17 protein-coding genes are annotated in these 19,504 nt (G+C 43.0%); 11 read left to right on the forward strand and 6 right to left on the reverse strand.

All coding sequences use genetic code 11. The annotated features are described in order from the left end of the window. The first annotated feature begins 205 nt into the window (after positions 1–205). Positions 206–841 carry an imidazole glycerol phosphate synthase subunit HisH gene (hisH, locus tag QZ918_RS21165; RefSeq protein ID WP_293338157.1) on the forward strand — a complete coding sequence of 212 codons (636 nt, stop codon included), beginning with the start codon at positions 206–208 and terminating at the stop codon, positions 839–841. 324 nt (positions 842–1,165) lie between these two features. On the opposite strand, the gene QZ918_RS21170 is transcribed toward hisH, so the two are convergent. Continuing rightward, on the reverse strand, positions 1,166–2,488 hold the full coding sequence (locus QZ918_RS21170) for an NB-ARC domain-containing protein (RefSeq protein ID WP_293338158.1): 1,323 nt from the start codon (positions 2,486–2,488) through the stop codon (positions 1,166–1,168). A gap of 349 nt (positions 2,489–2,837) precedes the next feature. Here QZ918_RS21170 and QZ918_RS21175 point away from each other — a divergent pair, with 349 nt between their 5' ends. From QZ918_RS21175 to hpsO, 9 genes are all read left to right on the forward strand, one after another. After that, positions 2,838–3,299: a CHAP domain-containing protein gene (locus tag QZ918_RS21175; RefSeq protein ID WP_293338159.1), complete on the forward strand. Its 462-nt coding sequence runs from the start codon at positions 2,838–2,840 to the stop codon at positions 3,297–3,299. A 151-nt stretch (positions 3,300–3,450) separates the two neighbouring features. Then, positions 3,451–4,242: a CHAP domain-containing protein gene (locus QZ918_RS21180; protein ID WP_293338160.1), complete on the forward strand. Its 792-nt coding sequence runs from the start codon at positions 3,451–3,453 to the stop codon at positions 4,240–4,242. Positions 4,243–4,372: 130 nt separating this feature from the next. Then, entirely contained in the window at positions 4,373–4,789 is a 417-nt protein-coding gene (locus QZ918_RS21185) for a hypothetical protein (protein WP_293338161.1), read from the forward strand. A 98-nt stretch (positions 4,790–4,887) separates the two neighbouring features. Beyond that, a complete protein-coding gene (locus QZ918_RS21190; protein WP_293338162.1) occupies positions 4,888–5,031 on the forward strand; it encodes a hypothetical protein in 144 nt (47 codons plus the stop codon). 505 nt (positions 5,032–5,536) lie between these two features. Then, on the forward strand, positions 5,537–6,079 hold the full coding sequence (gene rsmD / locus QZ918_RS21195; RefSeq protein WP_293338163.1) for a 16S rRNA (guanine(966)-N(2))-methyltransferase RsmD: 543 nt from the start codon (positions 5,537–5,539) through the stop codon (positions 6,077–6,079). 267 nt (positions 6,080–6,346) lie between these two features. After that, the gene (gene glmM / locus QZ918_RS21200) at positions 6,347–7,807 is read left to right on the forward strand and encodes a phosphoglucosamine mutase (protein ID WP_293338164.1); all 1,461 of its coding nucleotides are present in this window, start codon (positions 6,347–6,349) and stop codon (positions 7,805–7,807) included. A gap of 370 nt (positions 7,808–8,177) precedes the next feature. Continuing rightward, on the forward strand, positions 8,178–9,836 hold the full coding sequence (locus tag QZ918_RS21205) for a glycosyltransferase family 39 protein (RefSeq protein WP_293338165.1): 1,659 nt from the start codon (positions 8,178–8,180) through the stop codon (positions 9,834–9,836). An 18-nt stretch (positions 9,837–9,854) separates the two neighbouring features. Then, positions 9,855–10,826, forward strand: a complete 972-nt coding sequence (hpsN, locus tag QZ918_RS21210) for a hormogonium polysaccharide biosynthesis glycosyltransferase HpsN (RefSeq protein ID WP_293338166.1) — start codon at positions 9,855–9,857, stop codon at positions 10,824–10,826. 131 nt (positions 10,827–10,957) lie between these two features. Continuing rightward, positions 10,958–12,127, forward strand: a complete 1,170-nt coding sequence (gene hpsO / locus QZ918_RS21215) for a hormogonium polysaccharide biosynthesis glycosyltransferase HpsO (RefSeq protein WP_293338167.1) — start codon at positions 10,958–10,960, stop codon at positions 12,125–12,127. Between the two features lie 148 nt (positions 12,128–12,275). Here hpsO and QZ918_RS21220 read toward each other — a convergent pair whose 3' ends face one another. The 3 genes from QZ918_RS21220 to QZ918_RS21230 form a co-directional block, all read right to left on the reverse strand. Further along, positions 12,276–12,908 carry a DUF3455 domain-containing protein gene (locus tag QZ918_RS21220; protein ID WP_293338168.1) on the reverse strand — a complete coding sequence of 211 codons (633 nt, stop codon included), beginning with the start codon at positions 12,906–12,908 and terminating at the stop codon, positions 12,276–12,278. 322 nt (positions 12,909–13,230) lie between these two features. Continuing rightward, complete coding sequence (locus QZ918_RS21225; RefSeq protein WP_293338169.1) at positions 13,231–13,863, reverse strand: RloB family protein; 633 nt, start codon at positions 13,861–13,863, stop codon at positions 13,231–13,233. After that, the gene (locus QZ918_RS21230) at positions 13,856–15,142 is read right to left on the reverse strand and encodes an AAA family ATPase (RefSeq protein ID WP_293338170.1); all 1,287 of its coding nucleotides are present in this window, start codon (positions 15,140–15,142) and stop codon (positions 13,856–13,858) included. The genes QZ918_RS21225 and QZ918_RS21230 overlap by 8 nt, the downstream gene beginning before the upstream one ends. A 99-nt stretch (positions 15,143–15,241) precedes the next feature. Here QZ918_RS21230 and hpsP point away from each other — a divergent pair, with 99 nt between their 5' ends. After that, positions 15,242–16,519 carry a hormogonium polysaccharide biosynthesis glycosyltransferase HpsP gene (hpsP, locus tag QZ918_RS21235; RefSeq protein WP_293338171.1) on the forward strand — a complete coding sequence of 426 codons (1,278 nt, stop codon included), beginning with the start codon at positions 15,242–15,244 and terminating at the stop codon, positions 16,517–16,519. A gap of 3 nt (positions 16,520–16,522) precedes the next feature. On the opposite strand, the gene QZ918_RS21240 is transcribed toward hpsP, so the two are convergent. Together QZ918_RS21240 and QZ918_RS21245 are read right to left on the reverse strand one after the other, a co-directional pair. Continuing rightward, positions 16,523–18,493 carry a TerD family protein gene (locus QZ918_RS21240; RefSeq protein WP_293338172.1) on the reverse strand — a complete coding sequence of 657 codons (1,971 nt, stop codon included), beginning with the start codon at positions 18,491–18,493 and terminating at the stop codon, positions 16,523–16,525. A 226-nt stretch (positions 18,494–18,719) separates the two neighbouring features. Beyond that, positions 18,720–19,277: a TerD family protein gene (locus tag QZ918_RS21245; RefSeq protein WP_293338173.1), complete on the reverse strand. Its 558-nt coding sequence runs from the start codon at positions 19,275–19,277 to the stop codon at positions 18,720–18,722. Between the last annotated feature and the right edge of the window lie 227 nt (positions 19,278–19,504).

Here is a 19,504-nt window from a genome sequence, read left to right on the forward strand (position 1 = left end):
GACTTTAGTCCTCTGAATTTCTGCGGACTGAAGTCCGCACTACGAACCTTTGTTCCTAGTTAGGTTCGTAGTGAGGACTTTAGTCCTCTGAATTTCTGCGGACTGAAGTCCGCACTACGAACCTTTGAAGTCCTGGCTACGAACCTTTGTTGTTGGTAATTTTGTGCAATAATAGTTCTATTAATAATATAAGGCAAGTAAGTCAATGTCTGTCATTGCAGTAGTAGACTATGACATGGGCAATCTGCACTCGGTCTGTAAAGGCTTGGAAAATGTGGGTGCAGTGCCAACAATTACCGATTCTCCGGCTATCATCGATCAGGCTGATGCGGTGGTTTTGCCGGGTGTGGGTTCCTTCGATCCGGCGATGCAGCATTTACGATCGCGCAATTTGATAGAACCGATAAAAAGTGCGATCGCCTCTGGAAAACCTTTTTTAGGCATTTGTTTGGGTTTGCAAATGCTGTTTGACAGTTCCGAAGAAGGTACGGAACCAGGTATGGGAATTATTGCCGGAAAAGTGCGCCGATTTCGATCGGAACCTGGGTTGACCATTCCGCACATGGGATGGAATCAATTAGAATACACTCAGCCGAATTTGCCATTGTGGCAAAATCTCTCACCTCAACCTTGGGTTTATTTAGTGCATTCTTATTATGTCGATCCGGTTGATTCAACAGTAAAAGCTGCGGTGGTGACGCATGGAAGCCAAACTGTGACGGCGGCTGTAGCTAAAGACAATTTGATGGCCGTACAGTTTCACCCGGAAAAATCTTCGACTACGGGATTGCAAATGCTGTCAAATTTTGTCAGTCTGGTGAGGACAAAAGTTGCTGCTTAGGTAATAGATATCTCGCAAAATGTCTATTAAATCCAGGTACGTAGTTGCGCTTCAGCGCTCTTTTGGGGATATCGGAAAGAGCGCTAAACCCCAAATTACGGACTTCTTAACACAGTCAAAAATATGTTGACTATCAAACGTCGGAAAGAGCGCTTAAGCGCAACTACATACCTCAATTAATTTTAAAACCTGCGGAAAGAGCGCTTAAGCGCAACTACATACCTCAATTAATTTTAAAACCTGCGGAAAGAGCGCTTAAGCGCAACTACGTACCTGCTTTTTTTGCAAACGGTGTATAGCAATCCTTATCGTACCAGCTAATACCTATCGCTCGATCGCATATTTCCTCACCACCGGCTGTAACGTGAAAGCGACATTACCGCTGACTGTGATTTTCTCAATTAGCGATCGCCATCCCAGAGATTCCAGCGCTTCCATCAAATTCGATGTTTTAACCGGTTCAGCAAGTCCGCCGCGCAATTGAGCTAGATCCATTGGTGTTCCCGCAGCAGCCAACTGCTTGATTACATCTTTTTCTAACACCGAAAGTCGCTGAAATTGCTGGGATAAAATATGGTTGATTTGACCTAAAAATACCGTGTTTTCTCTGATAAACTCTGAAGTTTTACCGTTAAATAACTCTAAAATCATTGCTGAAACAATTCTCAGGGCTAAAGGATGAGCGGCATAACAGTCAATCAATTCGTCCCATTGTTTTTCTTTAATTAAGCCTCTTTCTGTCAGGATTTCCCGCGCTGCCATATTGTCTAAACCTGTGAGTTTATAAGATCGAACGGGACGAGTTTGACCTTCCAACATAGCTATGTCTCTGGATTTTTCGGAACTGGTAAGCAATAAACAGCTTTGATGGTTGGATTCTCCTATTTGTCTGAATAGTCTTTCGTAATCTTCGTAGCCCGATCGATATTTGCCAGCCAAACCGCCCGTATCTAAGATCGTTTCCACGCCGTCAAGCACAATCAAACAGCGGTGCGCTTGCAAATGCTCAATCAGAACGGAAATCCCGTCGCCGAGGTTTTCCGGCAGTTTTTTGCCCTGATAGTCGCAGATAAATTGAATTAAGCCAGCCGCCAAATCTTGACAACTCGGCTGATTCGACAAACTCCGCCAGATGACAAAATCAAACTCGTGCTGAATTTGCTTGGCTAATTGCGCGCAAAGTGCAGTTTTACCAATTCCGCCCATCCCGAAAATCGCAACTAACCGACAGCGATCGCCCGAAATCCAGTTTTTCAAGAAACCCAATTCTTCGCGGCGGCCGCAAAAACCCGAAATATCCGGCAATTCGCTGCAATTTTGCCGGGTTTGAGGAGTGGGCGCGGGCGCGAGATTGCCGGAAATATCCCCCGAAGTGCGATCGTCATCTTTGAGCTCCAGTCCAAAAGCTGCAAACAAACTCTCAATTTTGGCTTTGTCAGCAGGTGCTCGCCGGTTCAATATATTAGACACCGTATCCGTCGAGACGAAAGACGGAGAATTCCGATTCTTTCCAGGATCGGTTTGTTCAGAGATTTTCTGCAAGCTGTGGCCATCGGGAAATTTGAGGTAAATAGCCTCCCAGATTTTCTTCCATCCTTTGTCTGTAAGTATTCTGCCGCGATCGCGCCTTGCTTTGGGTACATTCATTTGGATTTTAGATTTTAGATTTTAGATTTTAGATTTTAAATCGGGATCTCTGTGAGCACGCGCACTCCGCTTGAGACGGCGGTTGGCGACGAAACACCTGGCGAGATATCGGGTGTACGCCGGAATTAATCGGAATTTGCGATCGACTCAGGAGAAGCCGGAGTTAACAAACTGCGCTCCTTAAATTTTATAACGCCTGAAACCCTTTCCGAGCAAAGGCTTGACAAAAATATTTCGACCCATCCTTAACTCCCTGTTTAAGTCCCGGATCTTCGCTTTTGGTTTTTTTGCGATTCTGCGAAAGTATCAACAGTTAAGCAAACAACCGCAAACAAACAAGAAATCAACCATGAAATTATTTACTTCCTCCTCCAAAATCTCCCTAGCTTTGTTAACTGCTTTCGCCGCCGCCAGCACAGTCGTAACTGCGAGTTTATCCAACATCAAACCAGCCGCAGCATCATCATTTTGCCAGTGCGTACATTACACAAACAATCGCTTTCAACTGCGTCCTCCCTATGTTTGGAGTGCCAAAGATTACGGTTCTGTGTTGCAACGCAACGGCTTCCGTCAAGTTGGGCCAGGGCCCGGTGCAGTCGTTGTTATGCAGTCTTCATTCCCCGGTGCCGATCGCACTCACGGACACATTGGAGTAGTTGAAAGAGTTAACGGTAACGGGACGATCGCAGTTCGAGGTAGCAACCAAGGAAATCGCGGTTTGTTCGGGGAATTCAACTGTGGCAATGTCAACGTTACCCAGTTTGGAACTTCTGTTAACGGCCGCCGCGATGTCTCGTTTTGGGTGCGATGAAATAAATCCTAAGTTTCGGTATTTATCGAGATTCTTAACTCCTTGCTTAACTCCCGATTCTTCCGCAGACATGACTTTTTAATTGTGGGAAAGTATCAACAGTTAAGCAAGCAACCACAAACAACTACAAACAAAAAAACAGAAATCAACCATGAAATTATTTACTTCTTCCTCCAAAATCTCCCTAGCTTTGTTCACTGCTTTTACCGCCGCCAGCACAGTCGCAACTGCGAGTTTCTCCAACATCAAGCCAGCCGCAGCATCATCATTTTGTCAGTGCGTACATTATGCAAACAATCGCTTTCAACTGCGTCCTCCCTATGTTTGGAGTGCCAAAGATTACGGCTCTGTTTTACAACGCAACGGCTTCACTCAAGTTGGCCCTCAATCCGGTGCTGTAGTAGTTATGCAGCCTTCTTTCCCCGGAGCAGATAGAACCGTTCACGGACACATTGGAGTAGTAGAAAGAGTTAACGGCGACGGCACGATCGCCGTTCGAGGTACCAACCAAGGAACTCGCGGCTTGTTCGGGGAATTTAATTGCAACAATGTCAACGTTACTAACTTTGGAACCTCTGTTAACGACCGCCGGGATGTCTCGTTTTGGGTGCGCTCAAACAACTCGAATCCAGGACAGCAGCAGCCTGTTCAGCAGCCTGTTCAGCAGCCGCAAACCGGATTCCGCCAAGCAAATTTCCCAGCTTGGGTAATGTCTTCTAACGGTATTACTTTGCGGAACAGTCCGAGGCTGGGCGATCGCAGCAATCAAATGGTACGTTTTCGCCAAAATCTCAATTTTGACGGCTGGACTTACGGCGAAGTTGTCAACGATTTGCAGTTGGGAACTCCTGATGCTCGCTGGTACAAAATTGCTGGTACAAATTTCTGGGTTCCCAGTGCTTATGTTAACGGCAACGCACCCAATTCTCGCCCCATGCCTTAGTTCTCGGCTGCATCTATCTATTCACCAACACTTTAACTTTTAGATTTTAGTTGAATACCCATACTTATCTGTGAATTCAACTAAAATCTAAAATCCAAAATCTAAAATCACTTGACAAGGAAGACAAACCATGATTGCTCAACACCAACTGCAAAAAGGATTCGGAAAACTAGCTATTGTCGGAACGCTGTCTGTAATGGCGATCGCATCAAGCGCCGAAATGAGTTTAGCAATTCCCCTGAGACCAATTCTCCGTCGCGCTGTTGAAGGCATCTTGGGAATTCCATCTAATCCTCAAAATCTCCCAGAAAATCAACAGCAATTTCCCCAAGGAACTGCTGGTGCTCCTGAAACTTTTCCGGGAAATGCTGCACCTCAATATCCCGGACAACCGAATCAACAGCCAATTTATCAACAACCAACATATCCACCTGCACCTGGATATCCGCAACCAGGTTATCCGGTTTATCCACAACCTTATCCTGCTCCTGTACCGGCATCTCCTCCGGCGCGGCAAACCCAACCGGTGATTATCAACAACTTTTGATAGTTGTTATTCCCTAGGGCAATCGTCGGTGGTTGCCCAAACTTCAGAATTAATTACCAATTACTAATTACTAATTACTAATTACTAATTATAAATTTATGAATACTCCTCCTGTTTCGTTTCCTGTTAAAGTGGTGTTAGTATCACTGGTAGTCAGCAATGCTGTATTGTGTGTCAAACAAGCCCAGGCACCAGTTCCTGAATCTAATCAAGCAGAAAATACTGTCAAATCTGGGTTTTAAATGATACAATTTTCCCAAAAAGTTGACCTGTGACAGTAGTAGGGGCGGTGGATGGTGCGTGCCCGCCCTCTTAGGAGCGCAAATTAAATAATTTACACTCTTGAAAGTGGGATGGGCCCAAAGAACCCGTCCAGAAATAACGGGCTCTTTGGCCCCATCCCACAAAAAATATCAAATTGTAAGTTATTTAATTCTCATTCCTAATATCGTTTCCGGTTGTATTGGTATTGTTTAAACAGTTAAATGTTAACAGTCAAGGCTATAGCAATCCTCAATCATTTTCATAGTTATTATAGGAGTTGTTTAAAATCCCGGTTGCCCCGATAGATAGGGGGTAGGCACGGGGACACTACCCCTACAAATCTTCATGAATCATTTAGGATTGCTATATAAGATTGTCCATTGAATGCGAGAGATTTTTAATGGCGACGCACCCTACAAATACTTTTACATCCGTTACATCCGTTACAGAATCCGTTGCCGAACTTCCTTCTTCCTTCTTCTTATGAGTATCAGAATCTACGGAAACCGTCAAATCAAAACTCTGCCGGGACTTGCAACTCGCCCGACACTTGCGCGAGTTAGAGAGGCTTTATTTAATATTTGGCAGGGGTCGATCGCAGATTGCAAATGGCTTGACATCTGTACCGGTAGCGGCTCGATGGGAGCAGAAGCTTTGTGTCGGGGGGCTTCCAGTGTCACCGGCATCGAACAGTCGGCGAAGGCTTGTGCAATTATCCGCGAAAACTGGGAGAAAATAGCAGACGAGTCTCAAGTATTCCAGATATTGCGGGGAAATGCGATCGCCAAATTGGCCTCATTATCGCCACAGCAGTTCGATCGCATTTATTTCGATCCGCCCTACGCCAGCGACTTGTACGAACCTGTGTTGAACGCGATCGCCAGCCAAGAAATGCTAGCACCTGATGGCGAAATCGCGATCGAACACAGCCCGGAGCGATCGACCCAACCGATTCCCGGCCTAGAAATTTGCCGACAAAAAGTATACGGGAATACAGCATTAACTTTTTATACTCGCGGTTGCTGACATACTCAAAGGCGATCGGGATCGTCTCAAATCCGTGTGGAAGCGTCCCCAAGGGCGATCGCTACGATCCTGTTGGCACGCTCCATCAAAGTTTGTCCTTGAGATAACATACAAATTTTTCTGAAGAAGTTAAACTTGCTCCGTAGCTTGTCAAAGCAAGTTTTCTGAGAAATCCTCGAAATAAATTAACTTTACGCTGAAAAAAAGATCTTTCAGTTGTAACATGAACTGCAAAGTGTGAGTGTGAATATTCCTAAAGGAGTGAATATGGTTCAGACACCTTCGCGCCATCGCGGCAGCGAGTTTTCGGCTACTAACTCGGTACAACCAGTCAAACGCGATACGATTTTGCTGGGAAATACCCTCTCCCTGCCCAATACAAAACTTTTCGGCACAGACGGAATTCGCGGGAAAGTTGGAGAATTGCTGACTGCACCCCTAGCGCTGCAAGTTGGATTCTGGGCTGGGCAAGTTTTACGCCAAAATGCCCCCAACCAGGGCCCTGTGATTTTGGGACAAGACAGCAGAAATTCCAGCGATATGCTGGCAATGGCACTGTCGGCTGGTTTGACAGCCGCCGGTTTGGAAGTGTGGAATTTGGGATTGTGCCCCACTCCCTGCGTTGCTTATCTGGCAAGCATTTCGCAGTCTGTGGGCGGAGTAATGATTTCGGCTAGCCACAATCCCCCAGAAGATAACGGGATTAAGTTTTTCGGCCCCAACGGGTCAAAGCTGTCTCAGCATTTACAGGAACAAATCGAAGCGGGAATCCGAGGGGCTAAGGTTCCGATTGCTAGCTTGGCTTTGGGGCATCACTACCACCGCCCAGAGTTGATTAAAGATTATGCTACTTCTCTCTCTAATTCGCTGCAACAGATGAATTTGCGGGGAATGCGGGTGGTTTTGGATTTGGCTTGGGGGGCTGCTGCTGGTTTGGCGCCGGCGGTGTTTGAGCAAATGGGGGCGGATGCGATCTGTTTGCACAATTCTCCAGATGGATCTCGCATTAATGTTAACTGCGGTTCGACTCATCTCGAAAGTTTGCAAGCGGCGGTTTTGGAACACAATGCCGATTTGGGATTTGCTTTTGATGGCGATGCCGATCGAGTTTTGGGTGTTGACAACAAAGGTCGATCGATTGACGGCGATTACATTCTTTATCTGTGGGGCCAGCAATTGCGCGCCTCCGAACAGTTACCGGATAATTTAATTATTTCTACTGTAATGGCTAACCTCGGCTTCGAGCGAGCTTGGGAAGAATTGGGGGGCAAACTAACTAGAACCAACGTCGGAGATCAGCACGTTCACGCTGAAATGCAGCGCACTGGTGCGATGTTGGGCGGCGAACAGTCGGGGCACATTCTTTGTCCGCATTTCGGTATTAGTGGCGATGGTTTGTTGACAGCTTTGCATATAGCTTCGCTGGTGCGAGAGTCTGGGGAATCTTTGTCACAATTGGTAAGTGACAGTTTCCAAACATATCCGCAGTTGTTGGTCAATGTGCGGGTGGACGATCGCGAAAAACGCCTAAAATGGCACGAGTGCGAACCCATGCAAAAGGCGATCGATCGCGCTAAAACTGCAATGGGAGAACAGGGACGGATTTTGGTTCGCGCTTCTGGCACTGAACCCCTAATCAGAGTTATGGTAGAAGCTGCCAGCGCCGACTTAGCTAATTTCTGGACTGAAAATTTAGTCTTAGCCGTTCAGCAACACATCGCTATCTGAAGAAGGAAGAAGGAAGAAGGAAGTGTTATCTGAAATCCTTTGATATCTCGTCGTCGATCGGACTCTTGCCAGATCCCGTCCTAAGGGAGGTTTGATTGTCATTACAAATTAGGTACGTTGTTGGGCTTTAGCCCTCTTTGGATATACGCCTAAAGAGGGCTAAAGCCCAACAACGTACCTACGGAGTGTGAGGGGGGATTTAGGCAAGAGGCATCGACATTAGGTTAATGCTATGTTTGAGATTGAGTTCACACCAATGGCAAGAATCATCTAGTAACATATAGGGAATATTGAAATTACTTCCTCATTCTTATTGCCTCTATAATAGAGCGCTAAATCGTTCTTTCTTCAATTCCCCATTTCTGATTTTATGAACAGCAAATCAATTAAAAATGGGCGGTTACACCGAACTTGGTTAAAAAATTTAATTATCGTCATATTAATAACGGGGATATTTTTTAGATTTACAAACCTCGATCGCAAAGTCTACTCCTTCGACGAATCTATCACCTCGCTGCGAATTTCTGGCTACACCTGGACGGAAATGGTACAGCAAGATTTTCAAGGAAAAACAATTAGCGTTCAAGATTTGCAGCGGAAATACCAGCAGATAAATCCCGAAAAAAGTTGGTTGGATACAGTTAAAGGTTTAGCTACAGAAGAACCTCAACTACCGCCGCTATATTTTATTTTAGCCCGATTTTGGGTGCAGTGGTTCGGCCCGGAAGTGGCAACTGTCAGAAGTCTTTCAGCTTGGATGAGTTTGTTGATTTTTCCCAGCGTTTATTGGCTGTGCTGGGAATTATTTCGCTCTAGGCCTGCGGGATGGATGGCTGTGACGATCGTGGCTGTGTCGCCTTTTCACGTCTTGTACGCGCAAGAGGCAAGGCCGTATATGATGTTTGCTGTCCTCGTCTTGCTGTCGAATGCCATTCTGCTGCGGGCGATCGCCCTACAAAAATCTACCGCCACATTTAAATCTACATTTAAATATACATCTAAATCTACATCTAAATTGAGCCAAGCCGTTTGGTTGATTTATGCGATCGCCCTGACTGTAGGACTCTATTCTAGTTTATTATTTTTTTTAGTAATATTAGCCCACGGTATCTACGTAATTATAACTGAAAATTTGCGGTTTCGCCAAACATTAATTGCTTATTTACTAGCTTCAGCGACAGCAACACTCATTTTCGCCCCTTGGATTTTCGTATTAGTTAATAACTCGCCCAGAATCGCTGCAACAGTAGGTTTGCCCCATCTTTCTCTTTCGCCCCTATCTTCACTTAAACCTTTATTTATTATTACCTGTAGAATTTTTATTGACACCCATTGGGCAGGTGGAATCATCAAATTAGGTTCTGGCAATACTACTACTGATTCAATCAGACTGATTGTAGCAGTTCTATTAATATTAGCGATCGCACATTCAATCTATTTGCTTTGCTACTCAACTCCCAAACGAGTTTGGCTGTTGGTATTGACAGCGATCGGAATTACAGCGATAGTATTGATAGCAGTAGGAGGCGTTGCCGATCGCTATCTAGTTCCCTATATTTTAGGAATCCAGCTAGCTGTTGCCTACCTCTTTACCGCTAAAATTGCCACCGCCAACAATCCACGACAAAAACTATGGCAGCTCGGTTTAATAGCCCTAATATCGAGTGAAATAGTTTCTTGTGCCGTCAGCTCACAGTCACAACTTTGGTGGAACAAGTATCCTTCCAGCACTAAACACAATCCAGCAATAGCAGCGATTGTCAATCAAGCCCAAAAACCTTTAGTGATATGTCACGGAGGCAACAACCTCACCGGAAAAATACTGTCTGTCAGCTATTTGCTGAAGCCGCAAGTAAAGCTTTTGCTAGCAGTGAAACCCGAGCAAGTTAAAATTCCCGACGGTTTTAGCGATGTATTTCTCTACAGAAGCACCGAGATGTTGCGATTTGAACTAGAAAAAGTGCAAAAATATAAAATCACACCAATTTACAAACCGGGCGATGTATGGCTTTGGCGTTTAGAAAAATAATTAAATTGGCAACTGCGAATGATGATTTCTGTTGTGATACCTACCTACAACCGCGAGCAAACCCTGCGAGAGACATTGGCTGACGCGATTCGGCAAAATTACCCGAATTTTGAAGTGCTGGTAATCGATCAAACTCGCACTCACGAATCGGAAACTAAAGTTTATTTAGAGGAATTGGCAACTGCGGGGAAAATTCGGTGGTTTCGGGTAGATTGGGCGAGTTTGCCGGGAGCTCGAAATTATGCTGTGCGGCGCGCTGTGGGAGAGATTATTTTATTTATTGATGATGATGTACAATTGCCGGATGGTTTTTTGGCGGCTCATGCTGGCAATTATTTAGCAAAACCGGATGTGGGATGTGTGGCGGGCAGGGTTTTTGACAGAATGAAATTGGGTAATTCTGGAGGCGATTTGACGATCGACTTTTTGCCCCCAGAAGCCATGAATCCGGGCATTGCTTGGTATTTTATCGATTTGGTGCATACGGTACAACCGCAGCAGGTACTCTCGGCTAGGGGCTGCAATATGTCGTTTCGCCGCCAGGTTTTTGCCGAGTGGGGTTTGACTTTTGACGAGCGGTTTGTAGGGAGTGCGGTGCGAGAGGAGTCGGATTTTTGTTTGAGATTGCGATCGACTGGCATGAAAATTTGGTACGATCCCAGTGCTTGTTTAGTTCACTTGGGGGAAGAAAGCGGCGGATGTCACGATGTCAGCACGCGATCGATCGAATATCAAATCACATTTTATCACAACCACTTCCTCATGGGATTGAAAAATTTAACCGTCTTTCAATGCCTGCAATTTTTTGCCAAACTCTTCGACTGCCACGTTTTGGGACATCCACCTTGTCATAAAAGTCGATCGCCCATTAAAATCGTTATTCGACTTAATTTTTATATCCTCGGCTTGATTAGCGCCCTCAATACATTAATTCAGTCTTTATGGAATGACGGACAAATTTATACCCATCAAGATCGTGCCAACTTATAATTAATTCAATCTTTATATAAGTTTGTAGTGAGGACTTCAGTCCTCTCTCCAGTCTTTAGTCAAGAAGGACTAAAGTCCTTACTACAAACCAATCTAACTACTAACTTCTAGCTAATGATTAATAACTAAAAATGAGAATACTCGTTGCTAGCCACACCTATATAGTTGACATAAATCGGGAAAAATTTAAAATATTAGCCAATTTAGAACCCGATATTGAAGTAACAATTGTAGTGCCGCGACGCTGGAAACCCGGAGGCGTACAAAATAAAATCATCGAAACCGAATTTTATCAAGAAGACTCATTTAAAATAGTTCCCATCTCCAACTTCAGTCAAAACAATCAAGGCTTGCTAACATTTGGCACAGATATAATTAGACTTTTACAGGAATTCAAGCCACAGATTATCCAAGTCGAACAAGGTTCAAAATCCCTAGCCTATAGCCAATTAATTATCCTCAACAAATTACTCAAACTCAAAGCAAAAAATATATTATTTACCTGGTGGAACCTATCCTATGAATTGAAATGGCCTATTTCTGTATTAGAAAATTTCAATCTTCAGAATACCGACGGAATTATTGCCGGCAATTTAGATGGCTCTAAAATTTTGTACCAGCGGGGCTACACAGGTGCGATGGCAGTAATGCCCCAACTAGGAGTAGACGAAAAATTGTTTGTGCCTGCTGCTAAAGATATTGAGTTGTCCAGAAAATTCGGCATTAAACCAGGGGATTTTGTGGTAGGATTTGTCGGGCGATTTGTCGAAGAAAAAGGACTGCTAACTTTAGCTGAAGCATTAGCAGGATTGAAACAACTCCCTTGGAAGTGGTTGTTAGTAGGACAAGGAAAATTGCAGTCCCACCTGGAACAAAAATGTATAGAATGGGGCATCAGCGAACGAATAATCTGGGTAGAAAGCGTTTCCCATGAAGAAATTCCACCTTACATGAACTTAATGAACTGTTTGGTATTGCCCTCGCAAACCAGCTATAAATTCAAAACTTTGACTACCGTGGGCTGGAAAGAACAATTTGGTCATGTTTTAATTGAAGCGATGGCTTGTAAAATCCCGGTTATCGGTTCCGATTGCGGCGAAATTCCCCACGTTATCGGCGATGCGGGGTTAGTCTTCCCCGAGGGAAATGCAGGGATTTTGCGAGATTGTTTGCAGCAATTGATGGAATCGCGGGATTTTGCTGTTGATTTGGGCGATCGGGGTTATTATAAAGTTATGACAAGTTATACAAATCAAGCCTTAGCTGAGCAGTTATTAGATTTTTACAAACAACTTTTGTAGCAGAAGGTAGAAGTCGTAGGGTGTGTCGCCATGAAGAAAAATTCCTAACTACACATCAAGAATCTCATAGCGACGCACTTTGGTTATTCAAGGGTTCGTGCAAATAAACCAAACGCTTCTTTTCCCGCAAAACCTTTTAACAAGGGTATTACTTATTGGCAGAAAAGAAGTAGTAATCTGCTGTGTAATCCACGCGGGTAGTGCTATTTTGTTTTGAGGAATCGCATCCTGTAGCTGGGGCTTTGCCACCTTTAGTATTCACCCGCTGGATATAGGTAACTTTGCTAAACAAGCCGTTACCTTCATTGCTTTTGGCACTTAGTAGCACCCAAGGAATCGTAGTGCGATCGGGCGAATCTACACGTTCTTTTACTTCGCCAACGACTTTACTCTTGTCTTGAGTATACTCCCAAGTTGGGCCACCGTAATGTTTGCCAACTAATGCACCACTTGGATTAAATAAATCAGCTTCCGGTGCTTTTAATGTCCATTCAAATTGAGTGCGATCGCCAGTTTTGGGTTGACACACGTAAATTTGCACGCCTTTTGCTGACATTTGGGATGTCAAAGCATTACCGGCAGGCACTTGTAGCTTTGCCGGCACGTCAGGAAGCTTTTCATTCGTGTCGCTGGGAGTGGCATTCTGTGCGACGGTTATGGCTGATGCTGTGGGCTGTAATGGCGATACTTCGGCGGTAGCGGCTGCATTGGTTGTCGGATAACCAATGGCGGCTAACATCGAAATTGCGATCGGCATCAATGAAAGAGATTGTTTGGCCATTTTTGATTCAACTCCTAAAGTTACTTAAAAATGAACAGTCATTTTTAGTATTCTCCATGATTAATCTTGCTCGATCGTATCACAACACCCTTGGGTTAGCCCGATCGGATAAATTTTATCTCGCGCATCTATGGGACACACAGACTCATGAGAAGAAGTCAAATTGTGCTAATACCAAGTAGATTTAAGGTATAGCGGTTCTCAGAAATATGAGGTACGTTGTTGGGCTTCAGCCCTCTTAGTCTAAGGATTGTGTGGACTGCCAGTCATACCTCATCTTTTTGAGAAAGGCTATATTTAAGGTATATCCTGTCAAAAATCATTAACTCTTAGGAATAAAACTATTAAGTTCTTCCACTAGCAGATGCACAGTTGTTGAAGGATTATCACTTTCAGGATTAGGGCGATCGTATTGCAACAACAGCCGTTTTGCGTGTTTAATTGCATCCTGTTGTTTATTTTTCAGTTCCTCATAAATCGTTTCACTGTTTTTCTGATACTCGTGTCCGAGCAACTTCGTCAACATATTTTGATAATCCTTGCGAGAAATTCCATTATTATAAAAATGGAAGTGTAGTAAATACCAAAGTTCAAAAGCATCATTAGAGTACGCTACTTTAATGCCGTTATTTTTGGCAAGAGTCATAGCTGCATTAAAATTTTGCGCGTCGTTAGAATTTTTACCGTTAATATCGCGATCGAAGACACACCAAAATCGATCGCTTTCGTCGTATTCCGAGTCATTTTTTAACTCAATAGCTTTTTCTACTAAACTCTTCGTATTTTTCCCTTCTCCCTTGATATCAAGCTTGATTACCTTTGTGTCTACCGGAAAACTTCTAAAATAGTTGGGTTCTGTTTTTTCACCTTCGCACACGATTAAAAACCAGTTTCTATTTTTAACTTTTCTGTTAGAGTAATCAATAGTTCTTCGGGACGAACTTTTTTTAGGCATAAAGTTCACCTAGAAGTTCTTTGAAATTACCAACAAAAGGGATAGCGCCATACTTACCGATGATGTAATCGCGCTCAAATGAGGCATCTTTTCCTACTTTATACTCTACTAAAGAGTACAAATCAGTAGCGCCCTTATTGTCTTTCTCGGTAAACCATATTTGATCTCGGCGAAAAGCCTTGCTGCTGAGCAGATTTGTGTCGTGTGTCGTGAATATAAGCTGTGCGTTGTGGGGATTAGTCTCCTTAGAATTGAACAAGCAGATTAATTCACGAGTAATCAACGGATGAAGTCGGGCATCAAGTTCATCTATGAATAAAATCTTTCCTGTCCTCAAAGTATCGAGAAGCAGCCCTGCTAATGCAAACAATTTATTTGTTCCCTCAGACTCATGCTTTTCAATATCGAATATTTCTATAGCAGCCTGCTTACCGTCAGCATCATATTTCCGATGAACTGTTTTCACGGCTGGTTTGCTTTCAGAAGTAGGATATAAACTACCGTATGAACCACCATATAATGCGGTGTTCTGGGAAATAATAAATACAGGTTTATTTATGATTTGGATATCAGCAATACCCAAGTCTAATTTTTTGATAAATTCAATAATATCATGCCTGTGGCGATCGTTCTCAAAAGACTCTAAAGTTTCCTTGCGGTATTGCCTATCTTGCAAGCCTGATATCAATTGCAAAGTTTTACTGAACCACAGCAGAATTTTGCCAGAAAGTTTACCATTAAATTGTGCGACAACAGACAGAAATAAAGCATTGCTTCTAGTTTTATCGCTAATACCTTGTCCTTCCGGGAAATCATCTAATATAAAATTGTCAAAATCCCGTTCAAAAAGCATTTTTTCTGAATCTTCATCACTTTTAAACAACCACTCAGCAACAACCTGTTCAGCATTGATCTCAAAACCATATCTAAAATTTTTGCCTTCTAGCAAGAAAACGATTTCAAAGAAGGATGCCTCTTTTTCTGTTTCTGTGCTTAGCCTGAATGCTTCAATATCGATCGCCTCTGAAACTTGCGTTTCTTTGGATGAGTTGAGGACAAACCACTTCATAAAGTTAACAGCAGCAACAAGATTGCTTTTGCCGCTGGCATTTGCTCCATAAATAGCAGCACTTTTCAGCAATTTTAATCTATGATTGATTTCAAATACATTATTTTCGTCAAGCTCTCGATCGTCCTCCGTAATTGACGAAGCTACCATGCTAAGTGTGACAGTTTCTTTAAAAGATTTGTAGTTGCCGACGCTGAATCCAATCAGCATAACTTGCCTCCGATCGCCTAAATTAGTATAAAGTGCAAATCTTGCAATTTTTTATATAATAACACAACCAGCTACCGGAACTAAGCGCAACTGCTAATCATGCGAATCCTTCAAATTATCCCCTCAATTTCTCTCGTCTACGGCGGCCCGAGTCAAATGGTACTGGGACTTTCTGCCGCCCTCGCTTCCCAAGGCATTGATGTCACAATTATCACCACAGATTCTAATGGAGATATCGGTCAAGATCCTTTAGATGTGCCGTTAAATATACCGATCGAACAAAATGGTTATCAGATTATTTATTTCCGCTGTTCTCCGTTTCGCAGATATAAGTTTTCCCTGAGTTTATTGCAGTGGTTGAATGAAAATGCGCGGCAATTTGACCTCGCTCACATTCACGCTTTGTTCTCGCCAGTAACTACTTTCGCCGCGACAATTGCCAGAGATCGCAAGTTACCGTATATTATCCGGCCCTGCGGTATGCTCGATCCGGCAGATTTGCAGAAGAAAAAATTCTTGAAACAGATTTATTCCGCAATCTTAGAACGACCTAATTTAGCAGGTGCGGCAGCAATTCATTTTACCAGCAAGGAAGAAGCTAAAGTTTCAGAAAGGTTTGGTTTGGATAGCACAGGCAAGATGCCTGTGCCACGAGATTTGGTGATTCCATTGGGGGTGACGGCTGATTTCGATCGCGCTTTTCCTGTCTCCCCATTTTTAACAGAGACTGGGGAAGGAAGGACTGAAGTCCTTACTACAAACTTTTATGTAGCTAATTCTTATCCTGATATATTGACCACTCCTCAAATCCCAATAATCTTATTCATGTCGCGAATCGAACCCAAAAAAGGATTAGAATTGCTAATTCCGGCACTGGAAAGTATTTTAGCAGATAATCTAAGATTTAACTTTATTTTAGCAGGTTCTAATCCCCAAGATGCCGATTACGAAGCCAAAATTAAAGTCCAAATAAAAAAATCAATTTTAGAAAAATTTACTACAATAACGGGTTTTGTTAGCGGTGATTCAAAAGCTGAACTTTTGAGAAAAGCCGACTTATTTGTGTTGCCTTCTTCTTACGAAAACTTTGGTATTGCCGTAGCAGAAGCGATGGCTGCGGGTGTACCTGTGGTTATTTCCGATCGCGTTTATATCTGCGAAGACATCCAGCAAGCGGAGGCTGGGTGGGTGGTGCCTCTGGAGGTACGGGATCTCGCCCGCGCGATCGAATCAGCCCTCCTCGCACCACAGGAAAGGCAGCGCAGAGGCTTTAACGGGCAAGTTTATGCTAAAAAGTATTATAACTGGGAGGATCTCGCCCGACAAACCATCGAAGCTTACGAGCAAATTTTGTCATCTATGAACGAATCCGACTAAAATTTACCTTTTACTTCTTCTCCTGCTGCGAGTTCTTGTGCTGCTGCTATCAGAATTGTCAGGTGAGATTTTTTCAGCGCTGCTACTGCTTTTAACATCAGTAGAGTCAGAGTTCGATCCAGCGATCGCGGATTTTCTTTTAATTATAATCGGAACACTAACAGACCGACCGCAGGGTCGCCCCAAGGAGTCTATATTCCTTCGATAATCGCAGATTACAGCCTGTGCAGTCGGTTCTTGACAGTTATTAATAAAGTTTTTTGCTAATTGGTAATTATTTCCGTCTCCCTGCTTTGAGAAAATTTCTCCTGCTTGGTTAAAGTCTGCTACTGCTTGCGATTTAGTTCCTAGCATACAGCGAATAGCACCTCGTTCCAAATAAGCCAAACCATAATTAGGATTAACGCGAATAGCTTGTTCGTAATTCCCGATCGCCTTTTGCTTGTCTCCCAATTCATAGTATGCTTGACCGCGACCGAAATAAGCTTCTGCCAAGTTAGGATTTAATTGCAGTGCTCGATCGTAATTGTAAATTGCCTGCTGCTTGTTTCCCTGTTTGGCAGTAGCAATTCCCAATCCGAGATAAGCTTGAGGGATGTTGGGATTCAGCCCTAAAGCCTGAGTAAAATTTGCGATCGCCCCCGCAACATCTCCTTTTTGAATTTTCAAAGAACCTTGGTTGCTGAAGTTCGTGGCTTTTTGAGCGATCGCCAGTCTTTGACTGATAACAGCGCGATTGGCCCGGTAACTAGATAACTTATTTTGAGCTAAATTGTAAACAGGTGTACGTGACTCGATCGCTTCTAAAAGCGCGATCGCCTGTTGCCATTTATTTTGCGACTGATGCCAAACTTCCATCGGATGAGGCGGTTTTTGCACGAGCACAGCAGCTTCCATCGCCAATTTTTGAGCTTTTTCTAGACTTTCTGCCGCCTGTAAATTTCGCTCTACAGGAACCACACTAGGGCGCAGTTTCAGCAAATCAGCTCTAGCTTGTTGATACCCAAAACCGGGGAAGTTAGGAATTTTCTCTAAATTGGCGATCGTTTCTTTCAGTCGTTTATCGAAACTTCTGAGCAGATTTACATCGGTTGCTTGGGCTGCATTCTGCGTTTCAACTTCCAGTATTTTGGCTTGCTTGTGCGTTTCATTTCCCGATCGCATAAAGGCGATCGCACCTGCACCTGTCCCCAACACAAAAACCCCTAAACCTGCTAATAAAGCTGCGGGTATCTTGCGGCTTCCCGAATTAATTTGAGTGTTAATTTGCGATCGTAGCGGACTCCCCGTCTCGCCGGAAGGTTGCGGTTCTGACTCCACCTCCAACTCCCAAGCCGGCAACTGCAAATCATCTGCTGCTGCTGCTGTTCCCGCTGTCAACTCGTTAGTAATCGGAGCAATATTATTGCTATTTCCGCTGCAATACTTGTCAACAAAACTCTGCAATCTGGCTTGATATCCTTGTCCTACCGCCTGAAATCTCCACTCTCCATTCTTTCTATACAAACGACCAAATTCTACAGCAGTCTCTCGGGAAAAATTCTCTTTTAATTCATACCGAACAAGTTCGCTTCCTGTATCCAAATTGCAAATTTTGATAAAACTATTTGTGATATTGCTAAAATTTTCCTTGAGTTCTTGTGTTTCATGAATAGTGACAGCAAAAGTTATTTCCTCAATTTCAGGATTGATTTTATCTAAAATAACGCCGTAAATAGTCTTGTTCTCTTGACCTAGGTTGTTTTTTTCAGGAATCGATTGCAGTACCGAACCGTCACAGGATTGCAGATTATTGTAAAAGATCAAATATTTATCGTTAGGTGTTTTGCCGTCAGAACCTAGCATAAACGCAGAGACATCAATCTCGTAACTTTGTGCTGCCTCTGTCACCTGCCAACCGAGGGCGATCGCCATTTTTTTTAAATCCGGCGCTGCTTTAGATATATTAAATCTCTCACCCTTACTTAATTGCATTGCCATCTGCTTATTTGTCAAACATAAAACTTTATAACGCTCATGTTAATATTAAATAGCACAATAAATTTTCATATTTAATAAAATTTAATATTTTGCTGAGAAGAGCGGGTTAGATTAAAAATAGGTGCTGCCTGTATCTGAATTTATTGAGATTTACTTAGATATAATTACGTAAGTAAAAACCGGGCTTTCTACAAAACCCGGTTTCTAAATTATTGCTATTTCAGCTAGAATACTTGTCAACAAAACTCTTTAATCCAGCTTGATATCCCGCTCCTACCGCCTGAAATCTCCACTCTCCATTCTTTCTATACAAACGACCAAATTCTAGAGCCGTTTCTACCGTAAAATTCTCTGTTAATTCATACCGCACAAGTTCGATTCCGGTATCCAAATTGATAATTTTGATAAAACTATTTCTGATATTGCTAAAACTTGCATTAATCTTATCTGCTTCGTGAATAGTGACAACAAAAGTTATTTCCACAATTTCAGGATTAACTTTTTCTAAGATAATCCCGTAAATAGTCTTATTTTCTTTGCCTGGGCTGTTTGCAGGAATCGATTGCAGTACGGAACCGTCAGAGGATTGCAGATTATTGTAAAAGATAAAAAAATTATCGTCAGGTAATTTGCCGTCCGAACCTAGCATAAATGCAGACACATCAATGTCGTAGCTTTGTCCTGCCTCCGTTACCTGCCAACCGAGGGCGATCGCCATTTTGTTTAAATCCGGCGCTTCTTGAGAGAGATTAAATCTCTCACCCTTACTTAATTGCATTGCCATCTGCTTATTTGTCAAACATAAAAATTTATCTTATTTATTTTAATAGTAAGTGGCACAATAACTTGTCGTCTTTAATAAAATTTAATATTTTGATGATATATAGCAATCCTAAATCATTATCAAGGTTATGGTACAATATATATGCAATACTTGACTGTGATAAAAAATGAATAAATTACAACTGCCACAAAAAGACATGGAAAAAGAAAAAGCTTCGTTAG

It is taken from the genome of Microcoleus sp. CAWBG58 (genome assembly GCF_020883045.1).
In the GTDB taxonomy this organism is placed as follows: Bacteria; Cyanobacteriota; Cyanobacteriia; order Cyanobacteriales; family Microcoleaceae; genus Microcoleus.